Origin of the sequence: Sulfurimonas sp. CVO, assembly GCF_009883775.1 — a bacterium.
In the GTDB taxonomy this organism is placed as follows: Bacteria; Campylobacterota; Campylobacteria; order Campylobacterales; family Sulfurimonadaceae; genus Sulfurimonas; species Sulfurimonas xiamenensis.
In genome coordinates this window covers 374,244-397,458 of record NZ_CP033720.1, presented here as the reverse complement: position 1 = coordinate 397,458, position 23,215 = coordinate 374,244, and the positions used below count along the sequence as shown (strand labels likewise).

The window sequence follows — 23,215 nt, the reverse complement described above, 5'->3', positions numbered from 1 at the left end:
TCTCCTATAAATCCAATAATTTCTTTGGAGTAGAGCATCCCAATCTTCACCGCTGCTGTCTGAACCAGCTATACTCATTACAACTTTCATTAATACTCCTTTTTATTTCAGTGATGTATAAGTTTTATTTTAAAGAAATATTTTACATTGCTACAAACTTTTTTCATAGTTTTATTTTGTCGATTGGTTATTTTTTAAAAAGTGAAATCGCTCTATTTGCCGCTTCTTTATGTATTACCACAGGTCTGGGATAATTTGGAATTGAGTTTTTTAAAAGATAGATTTCATCATGTAAAAATTTTGGTGCGATATCTCTTAATTCAGGTAACCATTTTTTGATGTAATATGCCTCTTTATCAAATCTTTTACTCTGTAAATATGGATTAAAGACTCTAAAGTAGGGTTGCGGGTCAACTCCCGTTCCGGCACTCCACTGCCATGATAGTGCGTTGCTGGCTAGGTCGTAGTCAAGCAGATGTGATGCGAAAAAGCGCTCTCCCCATTGCCAAGGCAGAAGCAGGTCTTTTGTGAAAAAAGAGGCGACAACCATTCGCACACGGTTGTGCATCTGCCCGGTTTCGAGCAACTCTCTCACCCCTGCATCTACGATAGGAACGCCAGTTTTTGCTTCACAAAAGGCTCTGAATTTCTCATCATCTTCTATGCCGTTAAAATTATACTTGTAGTTTTGAGTCTCCAATGTCGGGATATGAAAAAGAAGATAGGCGTAAAAGTCCCTAAAGATAAGCTGTCTGATAAATGGCTCTATATTTGAGCTTTTTAAAGAGAAGAGAGCTCTTAAAATCGCTCTGATGGAGATAGTACCAAAACGCAGATCAACACTTAAGCCCGAAGTCGCATCCGAGGACAAATAGTCCCGCATCTCTTGATAGTTGTCTATCTTTTTTAAAAAATTCTCCAGCTTTACATGCGGATCTACTATCTCGATCTCTTGTTTTATAAATCCTATACTTTCAAGCTCAAGCAAGAGTTTTTTGCCATTTATTTGGATGTCCTCATAATCCTCTTGTGCCAAAACATGCTCTGCAATTTTTACTTCATCTATATTTTTATGCTCAAGAATCGTTCTGGCTTTTTTGTAAAAAGGAGTAAAAACGAAGTAAGGTTCACCATTTTCTTTTAGCACCTCTTTTGGCTTGAAGATGTATGTGTCACTAAGGTAACGAAAGTGCAATATATGAGAGATTTTTGTGTCACGCTCTTTTGCATAAGCGTCATAATCTCCAGATGCTACAACTTCATCAAAACCTTTTAACTCCTCAAAGATATCTTCCGGTTTGCCATAGAAGATCTTAAGGTCAAGCCCAACTTTTTGCAGGTCAGATTTCAACTTTACTACATAATGGAAGATAAAAGAGACTCTTTTATCATTTTTAGAGAGCTCTTTGAGGATATTTTCATCAAATATAAAGATAGGAAGAACTTCCCCGCCAAAAGAGAGAAGCGGATTGTCCTCAACCCTTAAATCTCTTCTAAACCAGAGGATGCGCTTCATTTTGAACTAAGCAGGCTTGAGCGAAGAGCGAGCTCTTTTGGGTAGGGCTCCAAAAAAGTCTGAGCCAAAAGATAGCTAGTGTTGTATTTTTTAGCATAGAGCTTGATCGTTGAGAGCGGAGTGATGATCGGGACTATCTTTTTTGCATAATCATCTATCTGCTCATGCAGAGCCTCTTTTTCAACTGAACTTAGTTCATTTTTAAAAAAACCTGCCATATGCTCCAGTACATTTCTGTTTCTTTTTATCGAGCTTTTTTGCGAGATGGCAACTTTAAAGTTATGCTCATAGTTTGCAAAGAGTTCATCAAATGAGAGATTTTCATGATTACCCACAATATTTCCAAGTACTCTGTAGAGATTCTCATCTTTTGCCTGAAGCAAAAACTTGTTTCTTGTATGAAAATCTACAAGCGTTTTCATGCTCAGCTTACTCTCTTTTAACTTTTCTATGGAGTTATACGCAAAGAGCTGCATCACAAAGTTCTCTCTTAGCCACGCATCTTGAAGTCTACCCTCCTCTTCCATAGGCAAAAGAGGAAACTTCTCTCTGCAAATACTCACAAAAACACCGTCTGTTTTTGAGTCGGCAAAGCCATTGTCTAGATATGCCTTAGCACTTCCAAAACCACAGCTTGGCGAGCGGGATTTAAATATAATGCCGCCTAGCTTCTCATCAGATATTCTGTGAATCTCCTCATAAGATTTATCAAGAAGCTTTTGAGTTAAATTACTGCCGTCTTTGTTTGAGACAACGGCAATATTGTCATCTCTGTTTACAAGTTTTATAGATGGTCTTGGAGTGCCAAAAGCTATGGCTTCAGGACAAAATGGAACAAAAGAGGCGTACTTTCCAAGCTCATCGGTAACAAATCTGTCATGCTTGTGCCCGCCGTCAAATCGAACTTTCTCCCCTAGTAAACATGCCGATACTGCTATATTCATCTTTTGTTCCTTTTTTTTGGCTTACGCCATGTTCATTCCGCCGTTAACTTTCAGCGTCTCGCCCGTAATATAACTTGAGTGATCTGAGAGTAAAAATGCCGTTGCCTCTGCTACTTCAGCAGGGTTTCCAAAACGCCCCATAGGGATCTTAGATGTAAAACTATCTTTTATCTCATCGCTTAAAACATCAGTCATCTCGGTTGCTATAAAGCCCGGAGTTATCGTGTTGTAGCGAATGCCGCTAGATGCCGCTTCAAGTGCGAAACTCTTACTCATAGCAATAACGCCTCCTTTGCTAGCAGAGTAGTTAGTCTGACCGGCATTTCCGGTTTCGCCAACGATTGAGGCGATATTTACAACTGAGCCGAATTTTTTCTTTCTCATAACTTTCATAGCTTCGCGGCATCCAACAAAACATGAGAGAAGATTTGCATTGATTACCGACATAAAATCTTCGCTCTTCATTCTAAGTGCAAGTTTGTCGTTTGTGATTCCTGCATTATTTACAAGGTAGCTTAATTCGCCATCACAATCAACGATAGTTTTAATCGCATCTATAAAAGCATTCTCATCACTTACATCAAAACCGATAACAGCCGCACTGCCACCTGCCGCTTCGATAGCATCTTTAACAGCATCCGCTTCCGCTGCACCGCTTCTGTAGTTTATCCAAACTTTAAGTCCGTAAGTTGCCAAAACCTTTGCGATCTCTGCGCCTATACCTCTACTTGAACCAGTTACTAAAACATTTTTTCCGCTAAATTTCATACTATTTCTCCTTAATTTTTTTGATTTATATTTTTGTTCAAACAATTTGTTTAGAGTAAAATATTTAAAATTTTTATACTAAACTATGATCCATCTCTGAAGGGACCTCAAGCCCCATCAGTTTTAAGAGAGTCGGTGCAATATTATTTAATCCACCATTTTCAACTTTGCTTACACCCTCAGCTTCCACAAAACACCACACTTTTCCGACCGTGTGATTTGTTAAGATATGCCCCTCATCATCTCTCATCTCTTCACAATTTCCATGGTCTGAAGTGATAACAACAGCATAATTTTTCTCTTTTGCTTTGTTTAAAATCTTTCCAAGCTGGGTATCAACTGTATTTACAGCTATTTTTGCCGCTTCAAAATCTCCAGTGTGTCCCACCATATCACCGTTTGCAAAATTTACAACTACAAAATCATACTCATCATCCATTGCTTTAAGTACTACTTCTCCGACTTCCGGCGCACTCATCTGCGGCTTTTCATCATAGGTTTTTACATTTGGAGAGGGAATCAAAACTCTTGTCTCATTCTCATAAGGTTCATCAATTCCGCCGTTTAAGAAAAATGTTACATGTGCATATTTTTCAGTCTCAGCAGTATGAAGCTGTCTAAGACCTGCTTTGGATATAACCTCTGCCAAGGTATTTTTCGGCGTATCTTTTTTAAACAAAACAGGGTAAGTAAAACTTTTGTCATACTCTGTAATCGTTGCAAGATTAACATCTATATGAGATTTTTTAAAACCGTTAAAATTCTTATCTGCAATTGCATTTACTATCTCACGCATTCGGTCGCTTCGAAAGTTTATCGTTAAAATGCCATCACCCTCTTTCATACCCTCATAGTCACTAAATGCAACAGGTTCTATAAATTCATCCGTCTCATCCTTTGCATAAGAGGCATCAATATATTCAGATGGCTGCATATCGGTTTTTGGAGTTGCATTTACAATCGCTTCGTAACCTTTCTGGACTCTATCCCAGCGATTATCTCTGTCCATTGAATAAAAACGGCCGCTAATTGTGGCAATCTTTATATTTTCTCCAACATGCTTACAAACTTGTTCTAAATATTTTTTAGCAGAAGTTGGTGACACATCTCTGCCGTCTGTAATGAGATGCAAAAAGATCTCTTTGCCCTCTTTTGCAGCCAAATCAGCAATGCCCATAAAGTGATCAATATGCGAATGAACACCGCCATCACTCATAAGTCCTATAAGATGCAATCTTTTTGATTTGAGTAAAAGATTTTTAAACTCTTCATTGTCTTTAAATCTGTTTTCATTTAAAGCCAGAGATATTTTTACCAAATCTTGATATAAAATCCGCCCGCTTCCAATAGTCATATGCCCGACTTCAGAATTACCCATTTGTCCTTCAGGAAGTCCTACACTAAGTCCAAAAGTATCAATCAAAGAGTGCGGAGTACTATTGAAAAGTTTGTCATAAGTAGGTTTTGTCGCGTTATAAAACGCATTATATTCAGTCTTTGCACTATAGCCTATACCATCCGTTATGACTAAAACAGCTTTTTTTGTCAATGTTGACTCCTTTTACCAAATCTTCTTCTAACGAAAGTTTTATGCAATTATACTATAATGTCATTTTTATTTTATAAGGACTATTTACTTTGCTATATTGGCTATCAGAAATTCTACATATAAATTTACTTGGATATATAACAATTCGTGCTGGAATATCATTCTTTTTAGCTCTGTTTTTTACACTCTTTTTAATGCCCCGTTTTATTAGATGGGCTCAAAAAAACTCAAGTGTCCAACCTATTAACAGCTGGGCACCCCAGAGACATCAGGGCAAAGCAAAAACCCCGACGATGGGTGGAGTTATTTTTATCTTTTCAACTATTTTAGCCTCTTTGATTAGCATAAATTTTTCAAATATTTACGCTCTAGGCGCTATTGCTACGCTTGTCATATTTGTCCTTATCGGTTTTAAGGATGACTTTGCAAAAATCAAAAAAAATGAAAACTTAGCAGGCTTAAAAGCAAGAACAAAACTCCTTTTACAAATTATCTCAGCAACAGCTATAGCTCTTTTTCTATATACTATATCTGATTTTAACACCAACCTTTATATTCCTTTTTTAAAAAATCCGGTTTGCGACATGAAATTTTTTGCTATCTTTTTTTGGGTTATAGTGATAATAGCAACATCAAATGCAGTCAATTTGACAGATGGACTTGATGGACTTGCAACTGTACCCTCTTTGGCCGCTCTTTCATCTTTTAGCATTATTATCTACATTACCGGAAATGCTACAATCAGTTCCTACCTGCTTATGCCAAATATAAACATAGGAGAGGTTGCAATCGTCTCAAGTGCTCTTATTGGCGCATTAACAGGTTTTTTATGGTACAACTGCCATCCTGCAGAAGTTTTTATGGGTGACAGCGGTTCGCTTACAATCGGTGCATTTTTAGGTTATCTTGCGATTATCTCTAAAAGTGAAATTTTACTTCTGCTTATCGGCTCTATTTTTGTTATAGAAACACTCTCCGTTATTCTTCAAGTAGGAAGCTATAAACTTAGAAAAAAAAGAGTTTTTTTAATGGCACCTATTCATCATCATTTTGAGATGAAAAAATGGGCAGAAAATAAGATAATTGTTCGATTTTGGATTATTGCAATGCTCTCTAATGTTATAGCTCTTATCACTCTAAAGATACGCTGATGAAAAGAGTCTCTCTATTTGGCTACGGCAAAACAACAAAGGCATTGACAAAACTCTATCCTAATGCACTATTTTATGATGATAAATGCATCAAACCTTTTATAGATGAGAAAGGCTTTAAAGTAAAACCTTCATCAGAGTTTAATCCAAGCTACTCAGATTTGGAAATTGTCTCCCCGGGTATACCGCCGAAAAATGCACTTATAAAAAAAGCTAAAAATCTCATCAGCGAATATGATGTTTTTGCAGATACTGCACCTTTAAAGATTTGGATAAGCGGTACAAACGGCAAAACAACCACAACACAGATGATGCAGCATCTTTTACAAGAGAGAGGCTCTGCAGCAGGCGGAAACATCGGAACACCTTTGGCAGATATGGATAAAAATGCAGCTATTTGGATTTTAGAGACGAGCTCTTTTACAATTCACTACACAAAAAAAGCTCTCCCAAATATCTATATTCTGCTTCCCATAACTCCTGACCATCTCAGTTGGCATGGAGATATAGATGCATATATAAGCGCCAAAGTAAAACCTGTAACCATGATGCGCGAAGGAGAAGTTGCAATCATACCTGAAGCGTATAAAGATGTAAAAACATCTGCACACCTTATTACCTATAATGATGAGAGTGATTTGGCAGCGTATTTCGGCATAAATATAGAAAAAATCAATTTTAAAGGCGCTTTTTTGATAGATGCGCTTTTGGCAATGTCGGTAGAGAAGATACTTTTTGACAGAACCCATTACGAAAAAATCAACGCATTTGTTATAGATCCGCATAGACAAGAGGAGCTCAGAGACAATAAAAATCGGCTCTGGGTTAATGATACAAAAGCGACAAATCTTGATGCAACAATCGCCGCACTCAAACGATACAAGAAACAATATGTACATCTGATTTTAGGCGGAGATGACAAAGGCGTTGATTTGAACGAACTTTTTATCTACCTGCAAAATTGTAATGTGAAGATTTACGCCATAGGGTCAAACAAAGACAAACTCTGTGAACTTGCAAAAAAATACAGCATTGCATTTGAGATATGCAAAAATTTAACAGATGCCGTAGAGAGGATTGATAAACAGCTCCATGGAAATGAAATAGCTCTCCTTTCTCCCGCTGCTGCAAGCCTTGATGAATTTACCTCCTATGCACATAGAGGAGAAGTTTTTAAAAATAAGGTAAAAGAACTTCAATGAAAAAAGTTGCAATCCTGGCATCACACAACGGTAGCGGTTTTGTTGCGCTGTATAAAGCCGCTCAACAAAAAGAGATAAATATAGAGATAGCAGTAGTTATCTCAAATAACTCAAATTCAGTTGCTTTACAAAAAGCAAAGCAATATGGAATTGACAATTTTGTTATAAACTCAAAAACTGATACAGATCCAAACCAAAAAATAGAACAGCTTTTAAAAAAGTATGAGTGTGAATATGTTTTTTTATCCGGCTATATGAAAAAACTATCAAGCGTCTTAACAAAAAAGTTTAAAATTATAAATTCACATCCTGCGCTTCTTCCAAACTATGGCGGAACTGGAATGTATGGGCGCTTTGTTCATGAAGCCGTTATTAAAAACAGAGAAAAAGTGAGCGGTGTTACCATTCATCTGGTTAATGAAAACTATGATGACGGAGAGATACTTTTACAAAAAAAACTCTCACTTAGCAAAGATGAAAGCGTAGATTCGCTAGAGTCTAAAATCAAAAAACTTGAACAGCTTGCAATAGTAGAAGCATTTAAAAACATCAAATAAACCAGTTTGTAAGCTAACTTTCAGTCCTTAAGTTATATAATTGCGCTCTTTAAAAGATGGCCAATTAGCTCAGTCGGTAGAGCAAGTGACTGAAAATCACTGTGTCCTTGGTTCGATTCCGAGATTGGCCACCACCCTTTTAAAGACTTTCAAATTTTTTAATGGCCAATTAGCTCAGTCGGTAGAGCAAGTGACTGAAAATCACTGTGTCCTTGGTTCGATTCCGAGATTGGCCACCACCCTTTTATCTTATAAGAAATTTAAAACTAATCAATATTCTATTTATTTGCCAAAAAATTAAATTTTTTGAGATATAATTTCGTTCATGGGGCTGATCTGGTTTCGACGGGATCAAGTAGCTTCTAATTGCATGTCGGACTGAGCACTTCCGTTACGCGGCTCAACTTGCTTAAACGCAAACAATACAAATTACCGCCCAGCTTACGCAGTAGCATAAGTTTTAACCCCTCGCAAGAGGTGGGCTGCTTCACCTGTTGACTCTAGATAGGCAGGATTCGAAGTATAACCCTTATGTAGATATATTTTATGTACGCCTCGAACATAAAAAGAACTTCAGAGGATCGTCTTGTGTAGCTTTGCAAGTTGTGTAAAGCAGGATTAAACTTAAACAACTTTTCTAAACATGTAGACATTAGGAGTAGCGTGGTTTCGGACTGGAGTTCGATCCTCCACAGCTCCACCAATCACTTACTTTTAAATAAAAAAAATAATTACCAGTTTAAAGCAGAAGTTTGCTTCCACCAAACTGGCTAAATTTTTGTAAACAAAAAATTTTTAATAATCTGAAAAATTAATCGTCATTTGCTTCTATATTTGAATTTCGATTTTTTTCCTTCTGAGATTTGCGTTGCTCTTTTTCTAACTCTTTTTGAGATTTGCGTTCTTCTTTTTGAACTTTACGCTCTTCTTTTTCTTGTTTTTTTTGAGCTTTACGCTCTTCCTTTTCTTGCTTTTTCTGAGCTTTGCGTTCTTCTATTTCTTGTTTTTTCTGAGCTTTTAAATTCTTTTGTTCCTGTTTTCTGTCATAACTTTGCTCATTTTTTTGAACTCTTTCTTGAGTGTATCCTTCACTATTATTTTTAGAACCTTTGCCGTTTTGGGCAAATAGTGCCGATGGCACAACAATTAATGATGCTACACACAATGCTTTTAAAATGATTTTTTTCATGATAACTTCTCCCGATTTTTATTATATTTTAAAATATAAATCTATTTTTCTAAAAGTTAATTTTATTACTTTAAAAAATTAAAACTTTTACAACATTAATTTTCAAAAATGCTAAATTTTTTCTAGCATTAAACACATTTTACAAAAAATACTTTAAAAACAAAATTAGTAATATTTATTTTTTTGATATTTCTAAGATTTTATCTGCCTATATTGAAAATTCCTTTTATAAAATAGTATAAAACCAAAAGAAAAATTATTGGCAAAAGTATAGTCTGAAACACAAAAACAGTTATCAAATCAACAATATACTGACTGGAATCTTCAGCCGCATCTCTATACTCATCAACTTTTTTGCTGTAATAATCAGAATCAAATTTTTCTACTACTTTATCAAAAAAAGAACTCTGCTGTTTTTGCATAATAGTCTCATTTGTAACTTTACTGACCTCATCTTTGGCTTTAACAATATTTTCGTTTAGCTTCTCAATATTATATTCAGGCTTAACAAAATAGTGATATGTCACCTCATTTACAAATCCTATAAAAGGTATTGCAAATCTCAAAAAAACCAAAATAACAGTAACTTTAAAAAATAACGATCGAACTCTTTCATCTTTTTTAAACCTAAGAAATAACCAAATATTTACTACCGTCAAACAAAAGACCAAAACTATATTGAATATTTTGTTTGTCACAAAAGCCATCAATATTTTTTGAATACCCAATGATGTCATGCTTGCAAGCATTATAAGAGAAAATTGTTCAATTAAATCATTGATCGGATCTAAAACTTCGCCTATAGCAACCGTTAAAAAAGGCAGATCCAACTCTGTTCCCTGAGCAAGAGATATAACTGCATTTAGAGCCTTAGCGCTGCCAAATACTACAATTGCTTGAGCCAAAGAGTCATCAATAATTTCTTTTGCCTTTATATCGATAGCAAAAGAGAAAGCCAAAACAACTACAACTATTGAAAAAAAAAGTATCAATATCTTATCCCAATATTTAACTAAAAAATTCATGCTTCCTCTTTTTGTTTAATATAAAAAATACTCCGTCTATAACTCATTCTATTATCTAAAAACTTAAAAAAAGTTAATTTAAGTTTTTTAAAAAACAGTATTTATAAAATAGAGCCAACCTATTACCACCGGAGGCCCAATAAGAGCTGTTACCAGTCCAATAATTAAAAAGTCTCTGGAAATAACTTTATTACTTGCAAACACTATGGCATTTGGAGGAGTTGAAACAGGCAGGCTCATAGCAAAAGAGGCACTAAGAGCTACTGCAATTACAGCGAATTGGGATGAAGATGCAGAAATTGTTGCGGCAATTGCTACAACTATCGGAAGAGTTATATTGGTAGCTGCTGTATTACTCATAAAATTTGACACTAAAACCACAAAGTATGAAAATATCAATGCAATCCAAAATAGAGAGAGCCCATCAGTTTCAATAAGCGTTGCAAACCATGCATCTAATCCACTTTTTGAGATGGCAAAACCAAGGCTAAGTCCTCCTATGATTAAAATAATTACATCCCATCGAATTTTACAAATATCATCCGCGTCTATTATTCCAAAAAGAGTAAGTCCTATTATAGGAAGAAAAGATATGGCTGTAGTTGGGATATGATGTAATGGACCGCTTAACCATAAGAGTATAGTTATTATAAAAATCACAATGGTTACTACCCTTTTCCAGCCAGGAAGTATCTCTGTGTTTGAATTTTTTGTTTCACTATCTAGATGTTCAACTTCACCGATACTTTGTAGATTTATAAACTCTTCATTTGAAGGATAAAGTTTTACTATCAAAAATCTAAGAATTATTACGATAAATAACGATGGTACCAAAGCCAGACCCATCCATCCTATAAATGATGGAGCACTCTGCCCCAAAATACCGACAGCTATTGCATTTGGAGGTGTTCCTATTATTGTAGCCATTCCGCCAAGGTTTGCACTTACGGCAACTCCCAGAACTGTAGCTTTAGAAAATGGATTTGATGATTTTATACTTAGCAGCATAGGAGTGATAATAGTCATCATCATAGCAGCCGTAGCAGTATTTGAGATAAACATAGACAAAAAATAAGTAACTGCCATCAGACCTGTAATAATATTATGCGGTTTGTTTCCGACATAAAATAGAACTTTTTTTGCCAGCCATACATCAATCTTTGTTTTTGAGGCGGCTAATGCCATTATAAAACCTGCTAAAAAAAGAAAAATCAAAGGTGAAGACCAGGGGTCTAAGTATATTTCCCACTCATTTGAAGCTGAAAAATCAAAATCACTAAAACCTAAAAGAACTATCTCTAGCGCCACGACCAAAAGCGAAACCGCAAATGCCGGTATTGCCTCGCTTATCCAAAGTCCTGCTGCAAAGATAAGTATAAAAAGTGTATTCACTGCTTCTTTTGATAATCCATATTCAGGAGTATATGCTAATAAAAGTGCTGCAAATAAAGAGGCGAAAAATGAGAGAAATGAAAATTGTGTAAATATTTTATAAGCAGAATTCATGAAATTTTTACCATCTCTTTTAAACTTAAGTATTTATTAATTTTTTTATCATTATATCAAACTAAAAAATTTAAAACGAATAAAGAAATTAAATTTTTTTAAGATTTATTATTTTAACAACTCCTCAGCACTAATTTTGTATAATCTCTTTTAAATTTTTCAAAAGGTATTCTATGCGCGGTTATAAAATTTTCGCTGGTTCTGCCAGCAATCAATTTGCCAAAGAAGTTTGTCAAATTCTAGATGTCCCACTTGCAAAAGCTGATGTTAAAAAATTTAGTGATGGAGAGATCTCTATCCAAATATCAGAAAGTGTTCGCGGGCGTGATGTATTTATCATCCAGTCAACAGGAGCACCCTCAAATGATAATTTAATGGAGCTTCTAATTATGACAGATGCTCTTCGCAGATCAAGTGCTTCTAGTATTACAGCTGTTGTTCCATACTATGGATATGCAAGGCAAGACCGTAAAGCAGCTCCTCGTGTTCCAATTACTGCAAGACTTGTAGCTGACATGTATGAAGCTGCCGGGATAGACAGAGTTGTAACGATAGATTTGCATGCAGGGCAGATCCAAGGCTTTTTCAATATTCCTGTTGACAACCTTTACGGCTCTGTAACCTTTGAAAATTATATTAAAAGTAAAAATCTTAAAAATCCTGTTATAGCATCTCCTGATATCGGCGGTGTTGCAAGAGCAAGATATTTCGCCTCACGCATGGGACTTGATATGGTTATTGTTGATAAACGCCGTGAAAAAGCAAATGAGAGTGAAGTTATGAATATTATCGGTGATGTAAGCGGAAAAGATGTTATTATGATTGATGATATGGTAGATACTGCCGGAACTATGGTAAAAGCGGCAACTGCGCTTAAAAATAAAGGGGCTTCTTCTGTTATGGCGTGTGCTACGCATGCTGTTTTAAGCGGAAAAGCTTACGAAAATATAGAAAACGGTGAACTTGATGAGCTCATTGTTACAAATACATTAGAATCAAAACCGCACGATAAAATTGTAGTTTTAACGGTTGCACCTCTTTTTGCAGAAGTTATTCGCAGAGTTTATCATAACGAAAGCGTAAACTCATTATTTGCATAATCAAGGGAATTAATTGAAAAATATTAGAAACTTTTCTATCATAGCGCATATTGACCACGGTAAAAGTACTTTAGCTGATCGTATCATTCAAGAGTGCGGCTCTGTAACCGAGAGGGAACTAGGCAAACAGATGATGGATACGATGGATATCGAAAAGGAGCGCGGTATTACCATAAAAGCTCAAAGTGTCAGGCTTGATTATGTTAAAGACGGTGAGCACTATATTTTAAATCTTATTGATACTCCGGGTCATGTTGATTTTTCTTATGAAGTTAGTAAGTCCTTGGCTTCAAGTGATGGTGCACTGCTTATCGTTGATGCAGCTCAAGGAGTTGAAGCTCAAACAATTGCAAATGTTTATCTTGCAATGGAAAATAACTTAGAACTTATTCCTGTTATAAACAAGATAGACCTTCCTGCAGCAGATCCCATAAAAGTAGCAGAAGAGATTGAAACAAGCATAGGAATAGATGCAACTGATGCTTGTTTAGTATCCGCAAAAACAGGAGTCGGTATCCGTGAGCTTATAGATGCTATAGTAGAACGAGTTCCGGCTCCTGTTGGAGACCCTGACTCTCCTACAAAAGCTATTATTTACGACTCCTGGTTTGATCCGTACCTTGGTGCATTGGCATTAGTGCGTGTGTTTGATGGAGAGATTAAAAAAAATCAAGTAGTAAAACTTATGAGCAACAACGAGGAGCATCAAGTTCTTGACTTAATGTATCCTCATCCATTAAAGAGACAAAAAACAGCTTCTATAAAAAGTGGCGAAATCGGCATAGTAGTTCTTGGCTTAAAAGATGTAAGCGTTGTAAATGTAGGTGATACTATTACCGATGCAAAAAAACCAACTGCAGAACCTGTAGGAAAGTATGAGCCGGCTAAACCGTTTGTATTTGCAGGTCTCTACCCTATTGATACGGATATGTTTGAAGAGCTTCGTGACGCATTAGACAAACTTCGTTTAAATGACAGCTCTCTCTCTTATGAGCCTGAAACCTCTATAGCTCTTGGTTTTGGATTTCGTGTCGGATTTTTGGGAATGCTTCATATGGAAGTTATCAAGGAGCGTCTTGAAAGAGAGTTTGGGCTTGATTTAATTGCTACTGCACCATCTGTTATTTATAATGTGTATCTAAACAACGGAGATTTGGTAGAGGTTCAAAATCCTTCGGAACTTCCGCCGATAAACCATATAGACAGAATAGAAGAGCCTTACATAAAAGCAACGGTAATAACACCAAGCGAATATCTTGGAAATGTTATAAACCTTCTTATATCCAAAAGAGGTACGCAGGATAAGATGACATATCTAAATGAAGATAGAGTTATGCTTGAGTATTCTCTTCCGATGAACGAGATAGTCGTCGGTTTTTACGATACTTTAAAATCTATCTCGAAAGGTTATGCTTCATTTGACTATGAGCCGATAGAGTTTAGAGAGGGTGACCTTGTAAAACTAGATGTTAAAGTAGCCGGTGAGGTTGTTGATGCATTAAGCGTTATAGTGCCTCGCACATCGGCTTTAACTCGCGGTCGAGCTTTGGTTAAAAATATGAAAGAACTTATCCCTAGACAACTATTTGAAGTAGCCGTCCAAGCATCTCTTGGCAATCAGGTAATTGCTCGTGAAACAGTAAAATCAATGGGCAAAAATGTTACTGCAAAGTGTTACGGCGGTGACATTACCCGCAAGAGAAAACTGCTTGAAAAACAAAAAGCCGGCAAAAAAAGAATGAAATCTATCGGGAAAGTACAGCTTCCTCAAGAAGCGTTTATGTCCGTATTGAAGATGGACTAAGCAGTATAAATGAGATGTCTAATGTGCGAGAACTTATCACTCTCGCATATCTGCAATAATTGCCAAAACAAATTTTTATCTCCTTCTATCTACAAAAGAAAAATTCTTAACAATATAGAAGTTATCTCTTTTTACAAATACAGCGATATAAAAGATTTGCTTCATACAAAACATACCGATTTAGGCTATTATGTTTACTCCATACTTGCAAAAAATTCTCTAAAAAAATTTGCTGCTGCATTTGACTATCCCGGTATAGTAACTTCAATAGCCATTGATGATTATGTGCAAAACGGTTACTCTCATACAGCAATATTAAATAAATCATTAAAAAGCAAAAGCATAAAGCCGTTTTTTAATAAACTAAGAGCAAAAAACAAAATCTCCTATTCCGGAAAAAGCAGAGAATTTAGAATTTTAAATTCAAGAGATTTTGAACTAAAAAAATTTAAAGAAAAAGAGTTGATTTTAGTAGATGATATAGTCACAACAGGTTCTACTTTTACACAGGCCGTCCAGATTATGCAAAAAAATCAAAAAAAAGTCCTGTTTTGTCTCGCTTTAGCAGATGCAAGTACAAAATAAGCGGCAGCTATGTATAATTGCAGCCGTATTTTCTAAATAATAGGGGTTAAATGTGAAAATATATCTTTTTTTAATATTTTTAACAACTCTGTTGTTTAGTAAAGAAGCAGATATCGATGAATTGCTTTCTCAGTATAGAGCGGCAAGTGAACTTTATTTTGAAACAAAAAATGAAGAAGCGGGACATATTATAGTATTTTCTCGCGCAGACTTAGACAAAATGCAGGCTTATACACTAAATGATGTTTTAAAAACATTAAGAATGTTTACACTAAAAACTACAAACTTTGGAATGAGCTCACTTGTAAAAACTCCCTACTCAGAACAGAGTATGTCATCTGTTAAAATATTTATAAATTCTTATGAATTAACATCTGTTACTTCTGGTACAAGCATGGCCCAGTTTGGAAAAATGGGACTCAATCATATAGATCATATAGAAGTTTACCAAGCTTCAAACTCTATCACTTTTAGCGGTGAACCTGGGAATATGATTATTAAACTCTACACTAAAGATTCATCAAGAGAGAGGGCATTTGTATCACAACTCTCGCTTGACTCTGAGGGAGGCTCTAGAGCTCAAATAATAGAAGCTGATACATTTAACGGCTACTCCTGTTTAGCAAATATTGATATCGGTAAAAATGAGTATAAAAAATACAAAAACAACCAAAGTACATTGTCAAGAGATGGATATAGAGGACAATTTTACTTTAACCTCTCAAAAAAAGAGGACTTTATGCTCGAAGCAGGAAGCTCTTCAGAAAAGTATGATCTCTTTAGCGGTATAGGCTCTTCCATAGAAGATGGAGAAGTTGATGTAAAATATCACTACATTCAATTTACAAAATATCTTGATACCTCTTTAAAATTTATTTTTTCAAGTACTTACGAAACTCTGGAAATAGAAAATTCGGATACAACCGGTATATCACTTTTTGATGAAACAATAGCAAATGATTTTATTATGAGAGCAGGTTCGTATACCAACAGTGCAATCTTAGAGAAGAGACACAAATACAAAAACAATAATCTTTTATTTGGCGCACAAGTAAAATTTAAAAGATTTTTTCTTGATGAGTTAAAAAGCAATAGCACAGAAAAACCGATAATTCTCGGTCCAAAAAAGCTTGATATCTACATGGCATATTTTGAAGATATTTACAGTATAAACAAAAATCATAAAATAACACTGGGTCTTAAATTTGATCATTACGACAGCCATTTTGGCACTTCTTCAACACAGGAGACATTTCGCTTGGGTTATATAGGGAGATTAAGTGAAAATTTTTCGCTTAAGTCATTTGTTCAAAAAGGTTATATCTACCCGATTTTTGCGCAAACAACATTCTCCCCAATCTACAATCCAAATCCATATTTAAAAAGTTCAAAAACAGCTATTGCCAAAGTTGAACTTGAGTATAAAAAAGAGAGTGTAACTATAACCGCAGGAGCGGGAGGTTCTAAATCTAAAAATGGAATCATATATGATGCTTCAGAAAAAATATATATAAATAATGATAAAAATTCTGATTATAAACATTTTTTTATCAACAGCAGCTATAAATTTAACGCAGATAACAAAATAATTTTTGAGTATTTTAAGGCATATAAAGATAATTTTTATTTTAGCTCAGACGAAGGAGTACTTCTTCAAATTTATAATAGAGTTAATAAGTTTGACATCTATAATGAACTCGTATATCGATCCTCTTACATCGGTGTCGACGGCGTACATATCGATGCAGGCTATGACTATACCGCGGGTATAATCTATCATTACAGCAAAAAACTTGATTTGAAAATAAAAGGCGAGAATATATTTGACAAAGCAATTCAAAACAGCATATCAGGTATAAAAGTGCCTGCTCTTGAGAAGAGAGCCATCTTCACAATGGAGTATATTTTTTAAATGAAAACAGTTGTAAGTATACTTTTTTTAATTATTACTGTTTTTGCTTCAGAAAACAAACATATTATAAAAACGCAAATATTAGAAAAAATTTTTACAAATATTTCTATACAAGATGAGTTAATTATCTGGTCAGACAATAAAAATCTGCTTTTTGAATTTAAAGAAAGCACAAGCCTAAAAACCTCTTCAACTTGCGAAGACTCCTCTTTAATAATTTTAGATAAAAAACAAAACCTAAAAAAGAGTTGCTACAAAAAAACTATTTTTGTACTTGATTATTCACTGCTAAAAGAGATTCCACGCAGTTTTGGCGCAATGTTTTGGAAAAAAGGCAGACCAAATATCGTTATCCTTAAACCAAGAATAAAAGAACAATCCATTAAAGTTTCAAACAAACTAGACAAATATATAGAAGAGAAGATATGGTAAAGAAGAAAGAGATATTTATATTTTTTCTGCTTTTTATTTTAAGTATAGCACTGCTGTATGTTTACAACTATACAAAAAAAACAAGTACAAGTATTTTTGAAAATATACAAAAACATGATATTGAGCATATCTCTTCTATCCTTAAAAATATAGAGCATGATTTTTTAAAATCTTTAAATATACAAAATTCAAAAGATATGCTTTTGGCTTTTAAAAATGAAAATAACAGAGCAAAATATGAAAATATGCTCTCCATGACAATATCGTCAAATATTAAATATACCTATGTTTTATATAAAGACGAGATAGACAGATTTAGATTTATTTTAGATGCTTCAAAAACTGATAAAGCAAATTTTTATCAAAAATTTGATGTTGAAAAGCAGGAGTATATTGACGCATATAAAACAAAAAAGCCTCAAATCATAAAACAGAAAAATATGGAAAATCTTTATATTACCTATCTGCTTCCAATAGTTATAAATAACGAAGTCATAGCTCTGTTTAGTGTTGATATATCAACAGATCTTCAAAAATATCTATTAGAATCCATTGAGCCTCTGGAGAATTTTTTTATTGTTTTAATTTGGCTGATTCTACTCTTTATATTTATAACTCTAATGCAGCTTTTTTACTACTTTGCTACCAAAAAAAGAGTTTTTACCGATCCGCTCACAAATACATTTAATAGAAATTATCTTCAAGAGCTGCCAAATGTTATCAATCTAAATAACTACAGCGTCGCTATGATTGATCTTGATAAATTCAAAGTCATCAATGACACTTATGGGCACGATGCCGGAGACTATGTTCTTGTTCAAGCAAGTGAAATATTTAAAACATCCATTCGCGCGAGTGATATACTTATTAGATACGGAGGGGAAGAGTTTTTACTCTTTATTCATACTAGAAGCGGATCAGCTTTACATATTTGTGAGAGAATCAAAGAGAATATAAATTCAAAAAAATATTTTTATAACAACCATACGATTAATCTTAGTGTTTCTATTGGTTTGCACAATCACCCGGCTTTAGAGAAAAATCTGCATGAAGTTATTAAAAAAGCAGATAATATGCTCTATCTTGCAAAGCAAAACGGGCGAAATCGCATAGAAGTTTATAATGAAAAACTAAATTTTAAGTAAAAATAAAAATTCTTAAAATAATTTTTTAAATAGTTTATCAACTTCTTTCTCTATAGCTTTGTTAACCTTCTCTTCAATAACTTTTCCGGCTTCGGATTTCATAAGTTTTTCAAGGTCTATTGTTACTTTTGGAGAGTTTAAATCCCCTTTTATATCTCCGCTTATTACATTTTTCTTAGCCTGAAATGTTACATCAGTATCTATCTGTTTCGTTTTTGTGTTGAATTTTGTCTCTTGAGTTTTGATGGAGGCCTCTTTTGAGCGAAGGTCCATTGAAGCTAAAATATTCTCCTTTTCTATTTTTGCTTTTACATCACCGTTAAAGTGCTCTCTGTACATATCAAATTTCGTATACTGTTTTATAAGATCAAATGTTTGATTTTTTACAAATATTGCATTTGCAACCTGAGCGTTCATTACTCCTTTGCTTTGTGCTAAATTATAATCTATTTTAGCATTTAACGAAGCATCTGCAATCTCCGGATAAAAGAGCATATGAAGCAGTTTGATTGTTTTTACAGAGTTTAAGTCTGCGTGAAAATCATCATTATGCAGTTTTGCTTCCATATTTCCATCTGCAATATTTGAGTAGATTGTAAAATCCAAATCTTCTGTTTTTGAAATAGTGCCGTTTGCTACAATTTCACCTCTCATATGCTGATTTGTCAAAAAGAAGAGAGAGTCTAAATTTGGTATAGCAATCTTGTAATCACTCTTCAATGAAGCATCTTTGATGTTAAATTTTGCACTCTTTACATCAAGATTTGCTATATTTGAATTAAAATCAACTTTTGTATCTGCAATATTACCGCTTAAATGAGTAGTTGTCACTACATCATAGAGAGTTTTTGGCATAGGAGATGTAAAGGCATATGTTTTTGTGAGATACTTTGAATCTAATAAACCCTTTTTAATTGTTGTGATCACTTTTCCATTTAAACTCTGCGCTTTTGCATCGCTAATATCAACATCCATAGAGAAGAGACCATCACTGTAGTGGGGCTGTTTTACCATGTAAAGAAGTTTTGCAATATCAAGATTTACTACTTTTGCTCTTAGTGAGGCGGGGTTAAACTCTTTTAAAACAGCTTCAAATACCGTATCTGATGAAGCCAAATCGCTCACTCCCTCCACAATCATCTTCTCTTTTGTCCCTTTTACACTCCCCTTGAGCTTAAAAGCACCTCTGACATCTGCCTTTGTTAAAGGCTTTAAAACCTCTAAATCCTCAATATTGAGCGAGTATTTCAAATCAGCTTTTAGAGGTTCTGGAACAATTAGTCCTGATGAGTTGATTTTAAAAAGGTTTGAGAGCAGTTCATATCTATAATCAACATCATCACCTTTTAGTTTTGCATCAAGATTCATAGAGAATGAGGTTTGAGGAATCGTTACATTAAAATCACTTAACATATATTTTGGGTCAATTTTGCCGTTTTTTGTTTTTAGTACAACATCCCCATCCATCTTATGCAATCTTATATCTCTAAAATTTATATCCATATCTATATCTGCACTTGCATAAGGATTTTGAGCAGCCATATAAAGCAGAGATGCTAATTTGGCATCTTTTATATTTGCAATAATAGATGTAGGATTAAAATCAGTTAACTCTATATGATAAGATGTGTCACTCTCGCCCACACTGCTCTTACCATCAATCTGCATAAAAGCAATATCACCTTTTGCACTGCCGTTTGTACTAAAATTGCCTCTAAGCTCAGTTCCTGCTAATGGTTTTAGTGTCTCTAAATTTTTAAAATCCACATTGTAAAAAACAGTAAAAGCCTGAGAGAAGAGAGAGTATTCTCCCTCTGCCTTAATAATATTGCCTTTATTTAATTCTAAAATTACAGAAAAATCACTTATACTTAATGAAAATTCAGAAAGTCTGCTCTCTAGTTTTGTTTGTTCTTTTATCTTTTGCTCTAAAATGGGCTTTAACACACCATTGCCTAATGATGTAAAAAGAACTATAAAAATAGCCAAAACCAGCGTTGCCAAAATTCCGCCAAACCAAACTAAATATTTCATAACATCTCCAATTCATATATATAATATATAATGATACAATAGAAACTATTTTTTTAGCAAATAAAATAGTTGATAGCAATAGACTAAACTTTATTAAGTAAAAAAAATCAACTTTTACTTGACATTATTACACTCAATATGTATAATGATGTCATCTTTTTAGAAAAGGAGCAATTTAACAACTATGCCAAAAGAAAATAATGAAGAGATTGAAAATGAATCTCTTGAAAATATCGAGCTAGATAAAACAACTCTTGAAAAAGAGGCAGAAGAGAAGGCTGAAGCGGAAGCAAAAGCTGAAGCAGATGAAAAATCTGTTGAAAATGAAATTAATCTTTTACAAGAGGAGATAGCTTCTCTAAAAGATAAATATGCTCGTGTACATGCTGATTTTGATAATATCAAAAAAAGATTAGAGAGAGAGAAATATACAGCGGTAGAATATTCAAACGAAAAATTTGCCAAAGACATGATTCCAGTTATGGACGCACTTCAAATGGCACTCTCCTCTACGGAAAATGTAACTGATCCGACAGAGCATTTAGAAAAATTAAAAGAGGGCATTGAACTTACACTCAAACAATTTACAACCTCTTTGCAAAAACATGGTGTAACAATGGTTTCACATGATGAGCCGTTTGATCCAAATATTCACAACGCCATTCAAAGCGTAGATAGCGACACGGTAGAGAGCGGTCAAATCGTTCAGACATTTCAAACCGGTTATAGATATAAAGATAGACCATTAAGGGAAGCGATGGTGGTAGTCGCCAACTAATAGTGCTACTTAAGTAGCAAACGAAAAAAGAGTATGGCGATATAATTTCGCCTGATAAAACAAATTTTTACAAATTAAACAAACAAAGGAAACAAAATTATGTCAAAAGTTATAGGTATAGATTTAGGAACAACAAATTCATGTGTAGCAGTTTATGAGGGCGGTGAGGCGAAGATCATCCCGAACAAAGAGGGAAAAAACACAACTCCTTCAGTTGTTGCATTTACAGACAAAGGTGAGGTTTTAGTAGGAGATCCTGCAAAAAGACAGGCGATTACAAATCCAAACAAAACTATCTCTTCTATTAAGAGAATCATGGGTCTTATGATGAGTGAAGAGAATGCTAAAGCGGCTCACGACAAAGTAACTTACAATATTGTAGACAAAGACGGTATGGCGGCAGTTGATGTTGCAGGAAAGATCTACACTCCTCAAGAGATCTCTGCAAAAATTCTTAGCAAATTAAAAGAGGATGCAGAGGCTTACTTAGGCTCAACTGTAACAGACGCAGTTATCACGGTTCCTGCTTACTTTAACGATGCGCAGAGAAAAGCAACAAAAGATGCAGGAACTATCGCAGGACTTAATGTACTTCGTATCATAAATGAGCCAACAGCTTCTGCGCTTGCATACGGACTTGAGAGCAAAAGCGATGAAAATGTACTTGTTTACGACCTTGGGGGCGGAACATTTGATGTTACTGTTCTAGAGATCAGTGATGGTACTTTTGAGGTTCTATCAACTGATGGTAACGCATTTTTAGGAGGAGACGACTTTGACAACAAAATTGTTGACTACCTAAACAGCGAATTCAAAAATACACACGGCATTGATCTCAAAAATGACAAAATGGCGCTACAGCGTCTAAAAGATGCAGCTGAAAATGCTAAAAAGGAGCTCTCAAGCTCAACTGAAACAGAGATCAATCTGCCATTTATCACTATGACAGAAGCGGGACCTCAACACCTTGTAACAAAACTTACTCGTGCAAAATTCGAGAGTATGATCGAGAAGCTTGTTGAAGAGACTATCAGCCATATTAAAACTGCTATGAAAGATGCTGACCTAAACAACAGTGACATTAAAGAGATTATAATGGTTGGTGGTTCAACGCGTGTTCCATTGGCTCAAAAAATGGTATCTGATTTCTTCGGCGGCAAAAAACTGAACAAAGGTGTAAACCCTGATGAAGTGGTTGCAGCAGGTGCAGCTATCCAAGGCGGTGTTTTAAGAGGAGATGTTAAAGATGTACTTCTTCTAGATGTTACTCCACTGTCTCTTGGAATAGAGACTCTAGGCGGTGTTGCAACTAAGATTATTGAAAAAGGTACTACAATACCTGTTAAAAAATCTCAGATCTTCTCAACTGCAGAAGATAACCAGCCTGCTGTTAGTATCTCAGTTGTTCAAGGTGAGAGAGAGTTTGCAAAAGACAACAAATCTTTAGGTCTTTTTGAACTCGGAGATATTCCTGCAGCTCCAAGAGGCGTACCTCAGATCGAAGTTACTTTTGACATTGATGCAAACGGTATTTTAACTGTTAGCTCAACAGACAAAGGTACAGGTAAATCTCAATCAATCACTATCAGCGGAAGCTCAGGACTAAGCGAAGAAGAGATCAACAAAATGGTTCAAGATGCAGAAGCTCATAAAGCTGAAGATACAAAAAGAAAAGAGCTGGTTGAGCTTAAAAACCAAGCGGATGCGCTTATTGCTCAAACTGAGAAATCTCTTGGCGAGATGGGAGATAAGATCGAAGCTGAGGAGAAAGCAAAAATAGAGAGCGCTATAGCTGAGCTTAAAGAGACTCTAAAAGATGAGAGTGCTACAAAAGAGCAAATCGAAGCAAAAGTAAAAACTCTAACTGAAGCAAGTCATAAAATGGCTGAGCAGATGTACAAAAAAGAGCAAGGCGGTGAAGCGGAAGCTGCTGATACTAAAAAGAAAAAAGATGACGAAGATGTTATCGACGCTGAAATAGAGTAAAAACTATTTCTAAAATACCAGTCAGAGCATTG

At 34.8% G+C, this 23,215-nt stretch carries 19 protein-coding genes, 2 tRNA genes and 1 other RNA gene; 14 read left to right on the top strand and 8 right to left on the bottom strand.

The genetic code is table 11. The features are described from left to right. Positions 1–187: 187 nt before the first annotated feature. The 4 genes from CVO_RS02050 to gpmI all read right to left on the bottom strand — a co-directional run bounded on the left by CVO_RS02050 (position 188) and on the right by gpmI (position 4,777). Positions 188–1,516, bottom strand: coding sequence for a cryptochrome/photolyase family protein (locus tag CVO_RS02050; RefSeq protein WP_159569716.1), 1,329 nt, complete (start codon positions 1,514–1,516; stop codon positions 188–190). Then, positions 1,513–2,460 (bottom strand): YbgA family protein, encoded by a 948-nt coding sequence (locus CVO_RS02045; RefSeq protein ID WP_159569714.1) that lies wholly within the window; start codon positions 2,458–2,460, stop codon positions 1,513–1,515. The genes CVO_RS02050 and CVO_RS02045 overlap by 4 nt, the downstream gene beginning before the upstream one ends. A 21-nt stretch (positions 2,461–2,481) precedes the next feature. After that, positions 2,482–3,228 carry a 3-oxoacyl-ACP reductase FabG gene (gene fabG, locus CVO_RS02040; protein WP_159569712.1) on the bottom strand — a complete coding sequence of 249 codons (747 nt, stop codon included), beginning with the start codon at positions 3,226–3,228 and terminating at the stop codon, positions 2,482–2,484. Between the two features lie 73 nt (positions 3,229–3,301). Beyond that, the gene (gene gpmI / locus CVO_RS02035) at positions 3,302–4,777 is read right to left on the bottom strand and encodes a 2,3-bisphosphoglycerate-independent phosphoglycerate mutase (RefSeq protein ID WP_159569710.1); all 1,476 of its coding nucleotides are present in this window, start codon (positions 4,775–4,777) and stop codon (positions 3,302–3,304) included. 89 nt (positions 4,778–4,866) lie between these two features. On the opposite strand from gpmI, the gene mraY reads away from it, so the two are divergent. The 6 genes from mraY to ssrA all read left to right on the top strand — a co-directional run bounded on the left by mraY (position 4,867) and on the right by ssrA (position 8,390). Continuing rightward, complete coding sequence (mraY, locus tag CVO_RS02030; RefSeq protein WP_152299805.1) at positions 4,867–5,928, top strand: phospho-N-acetylmuramoyl-pentapeptide-transferase; 1,062 nt, start codon at positions 4,867–4,869, stop codon at positions 5,926–5,928. Beyond that, positions 5,928–7,130 (top strand): UDP-N-acetylmuramoyl-L-alanine--D-glutamate ligase, encoded by a 1,203-nt coding sequence (gene murD / locus CVO_RS02025; protein WP_159569708.1) that lies wholly within the window; start codon positions 5,928–5,930, stop codon positions 7,128–7,130. The genes mraY and murD overlap by 1 nt, the downstream gene beginning before the upstream one ends. After that, on the top strand, positions 7,127–7,687 hold the full coding sequence (gene purN, locus CVO_RS02020) for a phosphoribosylglycinamide formyltransferase (protein WP_152299807.1): 561 nt from the start codon (positions 7,127–7,129) through the stop codon (positions 7,685–7,687). Before murD ends, purN begins: the two co-directional genes overlap by 4 nt. A gap of 58 nt (positions 7,688–7,745) precedes the next feature. Further along, positions 7,746–7,821: transfer RNA gene (locus tag CVO_RS02015), tRNA-Phe, on the top strand. Between the two features lie 29 nt (positions 7,822–7,850). Further along, positions 7,851–7,926 (top strand) — tRNA-Phe (locus CVO_RS02010). 88 nt (positions 7,927–8,014) lie between these two features. Further along, positions 8,015–8,390, top strand: a transfer-messenger RNA (tmRNA) gene (gene ssrA, locus CVO_RS02005). 108 nt (positions 8,391–8,498) lie between these two features. Here ssrA and CVO_RS02000 read toward each other — a convergent pair. The 3 genes from CVO_RS02000 to CVO_RS01990 form a co-directional block, all read right to left on the bottom strand. Continuing rightward, positions 8,499–8,876, bottom strand: coding sequence for a hypothetical protein (locus tag CVO_RS02000; protein ID WP_159569706.1), 378 nt, complete (start codon positions 8,874–8,876; stop codon positions 8,499–8,501). Positions 8,877–9,076: 200 nt separating this feature from the next. Next, complete coding sequence (locus tag CVO_RS01995; RefSeq protein ID WP_152299838.1) at positions 9,077–9,901, bottom strand: hypothetical protein; 825 nt, start codon at positions 9,899–9,901, stop codon at positions 9,077–9,079. 87 nt (positions 9,902–9,988) lie between these two features. After that, positions 9,989–11,407, bottom strand: a complete 1,419-nt coding sequence (locus CVO_RS01990) for an SLC13 family permease (RefSeq protein WP_159569704.1) — start codon at positions 11,405–11,407, stop codon at positions 9,989–9,991. A 173-nt stretch (positions 11,408–11,580) separates the two neighbouring features. Between CVO_RS01990 and CVO_RS01985 the strand changes: the two genes are divergently transcribed. Genes CVO_RS01985 through CVO_RS01960 form a run of 6 tightly spaced genes read left to right on the top strand, consistent with a single transcriptional unit; the run spans position 11,581 to position 18,385 of the window. Further along, the gene (locus tag CVO_RS01985; RefSeq protein ID WP_152299840.1) at positions 11,581–12,507 is read left to right on the top strand and encodes a ribose-phosphate pyrophosphokinase; all 927 of its coding nucleotides are present in this window, start codon (positions 11,581–11,583) and stop codon (positions 12,505–12,507) included. A gap of 13 nt (positions 12,508–12,520) precedes the next feature. Further along, positions 12,521–14,311: a translation elongation factor 4 gene (lepA, locus tag CVO_RS01980; protein WP_152299841.1), complete on the top strand. Its 1,791-nt coding sequence runs from the start codon at positions 12,521–12,523 to the stop codon at positions 14,309–14,311. A 21-nt stretch (positions 14,312–14,332) separates the two neighbouring features. After that, positions 14,333–14,896: a ComF family protein gene (locus CVO_RS01975; protein WP_241690986.1), complete on the top strand. Its 564-nt coding sequence runs from the start codon at positions 14,333–14,335 to the stop codon at positions 14,894–14,896. A 52-nt stretch (positions 14,897–14,948) separates the two neighbouring features. Then, complete coding sequence (locus tag CVO_RS01970; protein ID WP_159569702.1) at positions 14,949–16,808, top strand: TonB-dependent receptor domain-containing protein; 1,860 nt, start codon at positions 14,949–14,951, stop codon at positions 16,806–16,808. Further along, positions 16,809–17,240, top strand: a complete 432-nt coding sequence (locus tag CVO_RS01965) for a hypothetical protein (protein ID WP_152299844.1) — start codon at positions 16,809–16,811, stop codon at positions 17,238–17,240. It begins immediately after the preceding gene. Next, complete coding sequence (locus CVO_RS01960; RefSeq protein ID WP_159569700.1) at positions 17,234–18,385, top strand: sensor domain-containing diguanylate cyclase; 1,152 nt, start codon at positions 17,234–17,236, stop codon at positions 18,383–18,385. The genes CVO_RS01965 and CVO_RS01960 overlap by 7 nt, the downstream gene beginning before the upstream one ends. 12 nt (positions 18,386–18,397) lie before the next feature. Here the strand turns inward: CVO_RS01960 and CVO_RS01955 are convergent, their stop codons facing one another. Further along, on the bottom strand, positions 18,398–20,419 hold the full coding sequence (locus CVO_RS01955) for a hypothetical protein (protein ID WP_152299846.1): 2,022 nt from the start codon (positions 20,417–20,419) through the stop codon (positions 18,398–18,400). 184 nt (positions 20,420–20,603) lie between these two features. Here CVO_RS01955 and grpE point away from each other — a divergent pair, with 184 nt between their 5' ends. Next, a complete protein-coding gene (gene grpE / locus CVO_RS01950) occupies positions 20,604–21,197 on the top strand; it encodes a nucleotide exchange factor GrpE (RefSeq protein WP_152299847.1) in 594 nt (197 codons plus the stop codon). A gap of 99 nt (positions 21,198–21,296) precedes the next feature. Next, positions 21,297–23,183, top strand: a complete 1,887-nt coding sequence (gene dnaK, locus CVO_RS01945; protein WP_152299848.1) for a molecular chaperone DnaK — start codon at positions 21,297–21,299, stop codon at positions 23,181–23,183. Positions 23,184–23,215 lie beyond the last annotated feature (32 nt).

Bases quoted from the DNA above. Each gene is read 5' to 3' on its own strand.
- CVO_RS01995 (WP_152299838.1), bottom strand. From the start codon at position 9,901: ATGAATTTTTTAGTTAAATATTGGGATAAGATATTGATACTTTTTTTT.
- dnaK (WP_152299848.1), top strand. From the start codon at position 21,297: ATGTCAAAAGTTATAGGTATAGATTTAGGAACAACAAATTCATGTGTA.
- CVO_RS01955 (WP_152299846.1), bottom strand. From the start codon at position 20,419: ATGAAATATTTAGTTTGGTTTGGCGGAATTTTGGCAACGCTGGTTTTG.
- fabG (WP_159569712.1), bottom strand. From the start codon at position 3,228: ATGAAATTTAGCGGAAAAAATGTTTTAGTAACTGGTTCAAGTAGAGGT.
- CVO_RS01965 (WP_152299844.1), top strand. From the start codon at position 16,809: ATGAAAACAGTTGTAAGTATACTTTTTTTAATTATTACTGTTTTTGCT.
- purN (WP_152299807.1), top strand. From the start codon at position 7,127: ATGAAAAAAGTTGCAATCCTGGCATCACACAACGGTAGCGGTTTTGTT.
- CVO_RS02000 (WP_159569706.1), bottom strand. From the start codon at position 8,876: ATGAAAAAAATCATTTTAAAAGCATTGTGTGTAGCATCATTAATTGTT.
- CVO_RS02045 (WP_159569714.1), bottom strand. From the start codon at position 2,460: ATGAATATAGCAGTATCGGCATGTTTACTAGGGGAGAAAGTTCGATTT.
- murD (WP_159569708.1), top strand. From the start codon at position 5,928: ATGAAAAGAGTCTCTCTATTTGGCTACGGCAAAACAACAAAGGCATTG.
- grpE (WP_152299847.1), top strand. From the start codon at position 20,604: ATGCCAAAAGAAAATAATGAAGAGATTGAAAATGAATCTCTTGAAAAT.
- CVO_RS01975 (WP_241690986.1), top strand. From the start codon at position 14,333: ATGTGCGAGAACTTATCACTCTCGCATATCTGCAATAATTGCCAAAAC.
- CVO_RS02050 (WP_159569716.1), bottom strand. From the start codon at position 1,516: ATGAAGCGCATCCTCTGGTTTAGAAGAGATTTAAGGGTTGAGGACAAT.
- CVO_RS01990 (WP_159569704.1), bottom strand. From the start codon at position 11,407: ATGAATTCTGCTTATAAAATATTTACACAATTTTCATTTCTCTCATTT.
- CVO_RS01960 (WP_159569700.1), top strand. From the start codon at position 17,234: ATGGTAAAGAAGAAAGAGATATTTATATTTTTTCTGCTTTTTATTTTA.
- CVO_RS01985 (WP_152299840.1), top strand. From the start codon at position 11,581: ATGCGCGGTTATAAAATTTTCGCTGGTTCTGCCAGCAATCAATTTGCC.